Annotated in this window: 6 protein-coding genes; 4 read left to right on the forward strand and 2 right to left on the reverse strand. The window is 68.1% G+C overall.

Going from position 1 to position 8,508, the window contains the following annotated elements; translation table 11 throughout:
* Nucleotides 1–95 precede the first annotated feature (95 nt).
* A complete protein-coding gene (locus AC1Q7H_RS37565; RefSeq protein WP_013954022.1) occupies nucleotides 96–347 on the forward strand; it encodes a GlsB/YeaQ/YmgE family stress response membrane protein in 252 nt (83 codons plus the stop codon).
* Here the strand turns inward: AC1Q7H_RS37565 and AC1Q7H_RS37570 are convergent.
* Entirely contained in the window at nucleotides 320–3,571 is a 3,252-nt protein-coding gene (locus tag AC1Q7H_RS37570; RefSeq protein WP_013954023.1) for a transglycosylase domain-containing protein, read from the reverse strand. The two genes, AC1Q7H_RS37565 and AC1Q7H_RS37570, sit on opposite strands and share 28 nt — an antisense overlap.
* A gap of 224 nt (nucleotides 3,572–3,795) precedes the next feature.
* Nucleotides 3,796–4,830 carry an aldo/keto reductase gene (locus tag AC1Q7H_RS37575; RefSeq protein ID WP_211979494.1) on the reverse strand — a complete coding sequence of 345 codons (1,035 nt, stop codon included), beginning with the start codon at nucleotides 4,828–4,830 and terminating at the stop codon, nucleotides 3,796–3,798.
* A 301-nt stretch (nucleotides 4,831–5,131) separates the two neighbouring features.
* On the opposite strand from AC1Q7H_RS37575, the gene AC1Q7H_RS37580 reads away from it, so the two are divergent.
* The 3 genes from AC1Q7H_RS37580 to AC1Q7H_RS37590 all read left to right on the forward strand — a co-directional run bounded on the left by AC1Q7H_RS37580 (nucleotide 5,132) and on the right by AC1Q7H_RS37590 (nucleotide 8,406).
* Nucleotides 5,132–6,361: an NAD(P)/FAD-dependent oxidoreductase gene (locus tag AC1Q7H_RS37580; protein WP_013954025.1), complete on the forward strand. Its 1,230-nt coding sequence runs from the start codon at nucleotides 5,132–5,134 to the stop codon at nucleotides 6,359–6,361.
* A 70-nt stretch (nucleotides 6,362–6,431) separates the two neighbouring features.
* Nucleotides 6,432–7,163, forward strand: a complete 732-nt coding sequence (gene fabG, locus AC1Q7H_RS37585; protein WP_011617927.1) for a 3-oxoacyl-ACP reductase FabG — start codon at nucleotides 6,432–6,434, stop codon at nucleotides 7,161–7,163.
* Between the two features lie 25 nt (nucleotides 7,164–7,188).
* Complete coding sequence (locus AC1Q7H_RS37590; RefSeq protein ID WP_492382371.1) at nucleotides 7,189–8,406, forward strand: cation:proton antiporter; 1,218 nt, start codon at nucleotides 7,189–7,191, stop codon at nucleotides 8,404–8,406.
* Nucleotides 8,407–8,508 lie beyond the last annotated feature (102 nt).

Genomic DNA, 8,508 nt, shown 5'->3' on the forward strand with positions numbered 1-8,508 from the left:
CGTCATACGCACCCGAGTGCTGCGTGTATCATGAAGCGCAGCCGGCCGCCCCATGCGGCCGGCATGGACTCAGACCACTGCCGGGAGAGCGCATCATGATGGCATTCATTGGCACCGTGTTCGTTGGCCTTATCGTCGGCCTGATCGCCAGGGCGGTCAAACCCGGCGACGACAAGATGGGCTGGATCATGACCATCGTCCTGGGCGTGCTGGGCTCACTGGCTGCCGGCTACGTCGGCCGCGCCCTGGGCTGGTACCAGCCGGGCCAGCCGGCCGGCTGGATCGCGTCAGTGATTGGCGCGATCGTGCTGCTGGTGATCTACGGCATGGTCCGGCGCAAGGGCTGACTGGCGCGGCGCACGCCAGCGGCGTCCTGCGCATCGGCCAGCGCCGGCGTGTCCGGTGCGCGCACCGGGCTGGCAGGATTGGCCGGCGCGGGCGACACCCTGGGCACAACCTGTGCCTGGGCCAGCGGCGCGCCGGGCACCGCCTCGGTCAGTGTCGGCGTGCGCGGGGCGCGCAGCCCTGGGGACGTATCGCGGCAACGCAGCAGTGCGCGGTCGCCGCCTGGCGCCATCGCCGAGATCTGCGGCGCGATGGCGCGCAGCACCCTGACCGCCAGCGCGCTTGTATAGCTGTAGCGCGCCGCGTAGGGTTCCCTGGCATTGACCACCACGGTGCCGAAGAAGCGGTCGCCGAGCGTAAACACGAAGGTCGCCGAGCGGTTGACCGAGCGCGATGAAATCAGCCGCCCGCCCGGCCCGTAGACCTGGAACCGCTGATCGCCGGTGCCGGTCTTGCCCGCCACCGTCAGCGTGGTGCCATCGCGGCCCGGCATGGTGAAGGCACCCCGGATCGACCTGGCGGTGCCGCCTTCCACCACATCGATCATCGAGCGCCGCACCACCGCGGTCACTTCTTCCGGCAGCAGGCGCTTGCCCGGCGCCGGCTGCAGCACGTAGCGCGTGGCATAGGGCGTGCCATCGGCAAAGGCGAGGCTGTACACCGCGGCGTTCTGCGTGGCCATCCCGCCTGACATCAGGATGCCCGCCAGTTCCGCCAGCGCGGCGGGGCGGTCGCCCGAGGCGCCGATGGCGCTGGCATAGGACGGCGTCAGCGAATCGAACGGATAGCCCAGCCGCTGCCAGCGCCGGGCAATGTGCGCGAAGGCGTCCTGCTCCAGCAGCGTGCGGATGCGGTTGTCCTGGCCCGCCTTGCTGTGCGTCTTGAACAGCCACTTGTACACTTCCTGGCGCTCGGCGGTGCTGGCGCGCAGGATCTCCGACAGCGTGGCGTTGGGGTGCTGGTCCAGGTACTCCACCATCCACAGCTCCAGCGGGTGCACCCGCGACAGGTAGCCACGGTCGTTCAGGTTGAACTTGTCCTTGCCGTACTTGCGGTACAGCGCCGGCAGGTCTTCCTTGGCCAGCTGCTTGTCGCCCAGGCGCGCGCGCATGATGCGCACATAGCTTTCCTCATCCAGGGTCGGCCGCGCACTCAGCAACGTCACCGACATGCGCACCGCATTCAGGTGCGGTATGGTCATACGCACGCGGCCCAGCAGCGTGTCCAGGCGCTGCGCCGAATCCTTGCCGCGGTAGCGCTGGTAGAAACCGGTCATGTAGGCGCTGCCTTCCTGGTCGGCGAAGCGTTCCAGGTACTCGCGCCGGCCGGGCGCGTTGCGGTCCTCGAACAGGTCGCCCATGTCAGGCTTGGCATGGAACATCTCATAGCGCACGATGTCGCGCATCATGCGGATGAACACCAGGTTGACCGAGTGCTGGAAGCCCATGCGCACGGTCATGATGCGCTCACCCTCCCAGCGCTCGAAATTGGTGAAGCTCTGCAGGCCGCCGCCGGTGTAGAAGCCTTCGCCGGCACTGCCGGAGTACTTGCGCTCCATCGCCGCCTCCAGCATCGGCATCAGCTCGCGCTCGTCCGGCTTGCGCGCCTTCATCAGGTAGTCCACCGCCCAGCGGCTAAGCGCATCCTGGCGCGCCAGACGCACGGCGGCCAGCTGGTCGCGACTCATGCCGGCGTAGCGCGCGTTCAGTTCGCTGATGATCTCCAGGTAGGTCACCAGCGTGCGCAGCTTGGCCGTGGAGCCCAGGTTCAGGCGCGCGCCGCTGTTGATATCGAAGGGCTGGTCGATATTGTCGGCCTGCACGCGCACCACGCTGGCGTTGCCCACGCGCTCGTACAACGTGAAGCTGGTCATCAGCTTCGACGGGTCGTCGTTGTCGCGCAGCAGGTTGTGGCCGTACAGGCCCATGGCACGCGCATCAGCCTTGTTGTTCACGCGCTGCAGCGTCTCGGTGATGATGCGCTGCGCTTCGCGGTTGATGGTGCTGTCCACGGTCAGGTCGAGCCGGTCCATGTCGTAGCGGCCCTCCACCCCGGTCAGCCGGGTGATATCCGAGCGCACGCGGTTGACGGCCTTGCGCGTGACAAACGGCTCCTGCGGCGGGCGCTGCGGCGGCGTGGCCTTGTCCAGCGGCTGCGCCAGCGCCGCGTCGCGCAGCTCGGGCGTGATGATGTTGTTGGCCGCCAGCAGGCGCAGGTAGCTGCCAGTCAGCGCATCCAGGTTGGTATCGTCGCGGCGCAGGTGGTAGGACGGGCGGCGCTGCGAGATGATCAGCGACAGCGCGCGCTTGAAGGCCTGCGCCTGGCGCGGTTCAGGGGCGCGCACGTCCATGTCCTTGAGCAGCCGGTTGACCTCGCCGAAATCCTCTCCGTACCAGACCCACAGCGCATCGCCGATGCCGTTGATCTCGCCAAAGCCCTCGCGCGCCGACAGCGGCACGGTGTTCAGGTAGTCCACCACGATGCGCTCGCGTGCACGCTGGGTGTCGGGCCCGTCCAGGTAGGCGCGCAGCGACGCCGACGCCATCTGGCGGAATTTCTCCTGGATCGACGCGGTGCGGCCTTCGGGCGAGTGCCGGTATTTCTCGATCTGCGTGGCCAGCGTGCTGCCGCCGGGCGCGTCATGCGACTTGTCGGCCAGCCGGATCACCTGGTCAAGCACCGCGCGCGACAGCCGGCGCCAGTCCAGCGCCGGGTTCATATTGGGGTATTCCGGATTCAGCAGGCCCTGATTCTCGACATACAGCAAGGCGCTTATCAGCAGCGGCGGCACCGCGCCGAAGTCCGGGTACTGGCGCTGCGGATAACGCTCGAACGCCAGCGTCAGCCCGTTGCAGTCGCGCAGCAGCAGGCCCGCCTGGTTCTTCTCGCGGTAGGGCGTGAACAGGCCTTCGTCGATCAGCCGCACCATGTCGGGCGACATGCGCGCCTGCTCGGCGGGCACGTAGCCGCGCTGCTCCAGCCGCTGCGCGAACAGCGGCATGCGGCCGTAGCCCATGCGGGCGTCGTAGGGGCCGGAATGCGGGAAACGGATGCTGTCGCTGGCACCCGGCTGGATCTCGAATGTCAGCCGCTGCCCCAGGCTGCCAATCAGCCGCGCCTGCAAGTGCGAGTTGCGCACTTCGCTTGCGACAAAGCTGTACACGACATAGGCGCCCCCACCAAGGGCGACCGCCAAGCCAGCGAAGATCCAGCCACGACGCGACACGTTTGGGCTTCCCTGTTGGGCCGATGCAGCGCGCAACGGCTGTCATGCACCGGCTCGAAGCGCAATGTTCTCGCGGCGCGCGCACGCCGCGCGCCGCCTGTCTTGATATTAGTAGGAGTAAAGGCAGCCTGCAGCAAGCGCGCGCACGCGCATCGTGCCGTTGCATACAGGCATCACTCCAGGCAGCGCCTGCGCCACATTGCGCCCCCTGCCCGAAACGGTCATCAGGCTGCCTGCGCGCGTGCCACGGGTCGTCCCCCGAACGGGTAGCCCGGGTCGTTGTAGCCGTGCGTCGAGGCATGGCCCGGCGACACCAGCGCGTCGACCATCGATTCTTCCGCGGGCGTGATGACCGCACCGGGCGCGCCCAGATAGTCCTCGAACTGCGCCAGCGTGCGCGGACCGGCAATGACCGACGAGATGATCGGGTTGGCCAGCACCCACGCCGTGGCGAATTGGCCCGGCGTCAGCCCGCGCCCTTCGGCATGAGCCTTGAGCTGCTGTGCAATCACCAGCGATTCTTCGCGGAACTCGGTTTCCATCATGCGGCGGTCGGCACGGCCGGCGCGCGTCCCCTCGCCCGGTGCCTGCCCGGGCGCGTACTTGCCGGTCAGCACGCCGCGCGCCACCGGGCTGTAGGGCACCACGCCCAGCCCGTAGTGCTCGCATGCCGGCAGGATCTCCACCTCCGGCATCCGGTTCAGCAGGTTGTAGTAGGGCTGGCACGCCACCGGGCGCGGCACGCCCAGCTCGCCGCACAGGCGTGCGATTTCCGCGATGCGCCAGCCGCGGAAGTTCGACACCGCCCAGTAGCGGATCTTGCCGCTGCGCACCAGGTCGCCCATTGCCCGCACCGCCTCTTCCAGGTTCGTGCCGGGATAGTCGCGGTGCAGGTAGAGAATGTCGATGTAGTCCGTCGCCAGCCGGTGCAGGCTGTCCTCCACCGCGCGCAGGATCCAGACCCGCGAATAGTGCCCGTGGTTGGGCGCCGCCTGCATCGCGTTGCCCAGCTTGGTGGCAAGCACCCAGTCGTGGCGGTTGGCAGTCAGCAGGCGCCCGACCATCTGCTCCGACGCGCCCTTGGTGTATACGTCGGCGGTGTCGATGAAGTTCACGCCGTGGTCGCGCGCGCTGGCGACGATGCGGGCGGCTTCGGCCTCATCGGTCTGGTCGCCGAACATCATGGTGCCCAGGCAAAGTGCCGAAACACGCAGGTTGCTGGCGCCGAGGCGGCTGTAGGGCATGGTTGTGGCAGGCATGGTGGCTCCTTCGGATGGGGTGGGATGGCGTCGGGGTGGTAGAAGCAAAGGGCACAGGCGGAAATGGCAGGCTGTGACCACAGTTCCACATTTTGCCGCGAGTTGGCGTAGCTTGCTGGCCCCCTGTAGCTTTCTGTGCGGCCCATCGATAATCCAGCCCGGGAGAATTGGTTTCAATATGTTGCAGGCCGGCCAACGGGAGCCAATTTGCAGTCATATTCTTGCGTTTGCCGCGTGAGGATGACGCTTTTCCCGACCCTCGCCGCCTTCCCCATGCAATAGAAGAGAAGAATCGAACCTTATGAAAACGGAAACCACGGATGTCGTCATCATCGGCGCAGGGCCCGCGGGCTCGGTCGCGGCCGGCTTGCTGCGCAAGCATGGGATTCCGGTGCTGGTGATCGAGAAGGAGACGTTCCCGCGCTTTTCCATCGGCGAAAGCCTGCTGCCGCAGAGCATGGCCTACATCGAAGAGGCAGGCATGCTGCGCGCGGTGGTGGAAGCGGGCTTCCAGTACAAGAACGGCGCCGCCTTCTCGCGCGGCGACCAGCAGACCGCCTTCGACTTCCGCGAGAAATTCTCGCCCGGCTGGGGCACCACCTACCAGGTGCAGCGCGCACGCTTTGACGACGTGCTGATCCGCGAAGCGGCGCGCCAGGGTGCCGAGGTGCGCTTCTCGCACCTGGTCGAGGACGTCGACGTCAGCGGCACGCAGCCGGAGGTGACCGTGCGTGCGCCGGACGGCAGCCGGTACCTGGTGCGCGCAAAGTTCCTGCTTGATGCCTCCGGCTTTGGCCGCATCCTGCCGCGCCTGCTGCAGCTGGAATCGCCGTCGGGCTTCCCGGTGCGCAGCGCGCTCTTCACCCACGTGGAAGACCGCATCGCGCCGGGCGCCTTCGACCGCAACAAGATCCTGATCAGCGTGCATCCCCAACACCCGGACGTCTGGTACTGGACCATCCCGTTCTCGGACGGCCGCTGCTCGCAGGGCGTGGTTGCCGAGAAAGCATTCCTGGACCGCTACACCGGAACCGAGACCGAACGGCTGCGGGCGCTGGTGGCCGAGGAGCCCGGCCTGGCGAAGCTGCTCGGCAACGCGCAGTGGGACACCCCGGCGCGCCAGATCGCCGGCTACTCGGCCAATGTGAAGTCGTTGTGGGGCAACGGCTATGCGCTGCTCGGCAATGCCGGGGAGTTCCTGGACCCGGTGTTCTCGTCCGGCGTGACCATCGCCTTCAAGTCGGCCAGCCTGGCGGCGCAATGCCTGGTGCGCCAGCTTGCCGGCGACACCGTGGACTGGGACAAGGACTTCGCCCAGCCGCTCAAGGCCGGCGTGGACTGCTTCCGCGTGTTTGTCGAAGCCTGGTACGAAGGCCGCTTCCAGCAGCTGATCTTCCATCCCAATGCCAACTCCGAGATCCGCGACATGATCTCGTCGATCCTGGCCGGCTACGCGTGGGACCGCAGCAACCCCTTCGTGGCCGAGCCGCGCCGCCGGCTGGCGGTGCTGGAAGAATTCTGCCGCGTATGATGCGCCGCATCCGCATGCGTTCCGCATTCGCGCCCGCGCCCGCAGAGGACTTTTTTCAAGGACACCAGGTATGACCAATCCGACCGTGCTCGTTACGGGCTCGTCGCGCGGCATCGGTCGCGCCATCGCCCTGCGGCTGGCCCGCGACGGCTACGACGTGGTGGTGCATTGCCGCTCGCGCCGCGACGAAGCCGACTCCGTCGCCGACGCGGTGCGCGCCTGCGGCCGCAAAGCCCGCGTGTTGTGCTTCGACGTGGCACGGCGCGAGGAAGCCGCCGCCGCGCTGCTGGCCGATATCGCCGCGCATGACTGCTACTACGGCGTGGTATGCAACGCCGGCCTGGCGCGCGACGCGGCCTTCCCGGCCATGAGCGGCGCCGAATGGGACGAGGTGGTGCATACCAACCTCGACGCCTTCTACAACGTGCTCAACCCGGTGGTGATGCCGATGGTGCAGCGGCGCCAGCCCGGGCGCATCGTCACGCTGTCGTCGGTCTCGGGCCTGGTGGGCAACCGCGGCCAGACCAACTACAGCGCGGCCAAGGCCGGCATCATCGGCGCCACCAAGGCGCTGGCGATCGAACTTGCCAAACGCGCCATCACGGTCAACTGCGTGGCGCCCGGCCTGATCGACACCGACATGGTCGAGCAGCACGTGCGCGACGAGGCGCTGCGCATGATCCCGGCGCGGCGGCTCGGCACGCCCGACGAAGTGGCCGCGACCGTGGCCTTCCTGATGTCGCCCGACGCCGGCTATATCACGCGCCAGGTGATCTCGGTCAACGGCGGGATGTTCGGATGAAGCGCGTCGTCGCCAGCGTGGTCCGATGAACGGCGTCAGCATCTTCTTCCTGCAGGCGATGCTGGTGGTCGCGCTGCCCTATCTGCTGTGGCGTGGTGCCGGCCTGCGCTCGGTGTTTCCGCTGGTCGGCGTGCAGGTGCTGGCCGGCATCGTGCTGGGGCCATCGGTGTTCGGGCAGCTGGCGCCGCAGGGCTGGACCGCGCTGTTCGGGCCCGACCGCCTGCCGATGCTGTCCGGCCTGCAGTGGCTGGCGGTGACGCTGTTCTGCTTCCTGACCGGCCTGCACCTGCGCGAAGACAGCGTGCCCGCGCACTGGCGCGCGACCCTGCAGATCTCGCTGGGCAGCATTGCCGCGCCGTTCGCGCTGGGGGCCGCTGCCGGCTGGTATATGACCACGGCCGGCTGGCCGGTCGCCGGGGAACTGGCCAGCCCCTACTGGTTTGCCTGCGCCATGGGCATCTGCACCGCCGTCACGGCGCTGCCGGTGCTGGGTGCGCTGCTGCGCGAAATGCGCCTGACCGGCACCCGCCTGGGCCAGCTGGCCTTGCGCTGCGCGGCCGTCAACGATGCCTGGGTGTGGCTGTTCCTGACCCTGGTGCTGCTGCAGCATGGCGGCCAGGACGGCGCCAGCGCCCTCACCGTGGCGGCACGCGCCGGTGCCTACCTGGCGTTCATGTTCCTGGCGGTGCGCCCCGCCCTGGCATGGCTGCTGCGCCGCCGCGCGCCGGAGACCGAGCTGCTGCTAGCGACGGCGCTGTTCCTGGTGCTGGCCTCGGCATTCCTAGGCGAACTGGCCGGGCTGCACCATGTGATGGGCGGCTTCGTCGCCGGGCTGGTATGGCCCGCACGCGAAGCGCAGCGTGTGCGCCAGCAGCTTGAACCGGTCACGGTGGTGGTGCTGCTGCCCTTCTTCTTCCTGGCCGCCGGGCTGCGCACCGAGATCTCGCTGAACAACCCGATGACGCTGTGGATCGCGGCGCTGTCGCTGGCCATCGCGATCGCCGGCAAGATGGCCGGCGTGGCGCTGCCCGCGCGCCGCGCCGGCATGGGCTGGCGCGAATCGCTGGCACTGGGCACGCTGCTGCAGACCAAGGGCCTGGTCGAGGTGGTGGTGCTAACCGTGCTGCTGGACGCGCGCATCATCAGCACTGCGGCGTTTTCCGGGCTGTTGCTGATGGCGCTGGCCAGCACGCTGCTGGCGCGGCCGTTGACGATGCTGGTGGCGCGGGGCCGGTTGCATTAAGCGCTATCCGGCCGCTCACACCGGGTTGACATCCTCCTCGTCCTCAGCCTTCGGCTGCCGCCTTACGGCGGAAAGGACGAGGATTCCTACGGCGCTACGTGA

The sequence above is a fragment of the Cupriavidus sp. GW823-FHT06D04 genome (assembly GCF_058795055.1).

Excerpts from the sequence above, each read along its gene's own strand:
- AC1Q7H_RS37565 (WP_013954022.1), top strand. The coding sequence starts at position 96 with ATGATGGCATTCATTGGCACCGTGTTCGTTGGCCTTATCGTCGGCCTG.
- AC1Q7H_RS37575 (WP_211979494.1), bottom strand. The coding sequence starts at position 4,830 with ATGCCTGCCACAACCATGCCCTACAGCCGCCTCGGCGCCAGCAACCTG.
- AC1Q7H_RS37580 (WP_013954025.1), top strand. The coding sequence starts at position 5,132 with ATGAAAACGGAAACCACGGATGTCGTCATCATCGGCGCAGGGCCCGCG.
- fabG (WP_011617927.1), top strand. The coding sequence starts at position 6,432 with ATGACCAATCCGACCGTGCTCGTTACGGGCTCGTCGCGCGGCATCGGT.
- AC1Q7H_RS37590 (WP_492382371.1), top strand. The coding sequence starts at position 7,189 with ATGAACGGCGTCAGCATCTTCTTCCTGCAGGCGATGCTGGTGGTCGCG.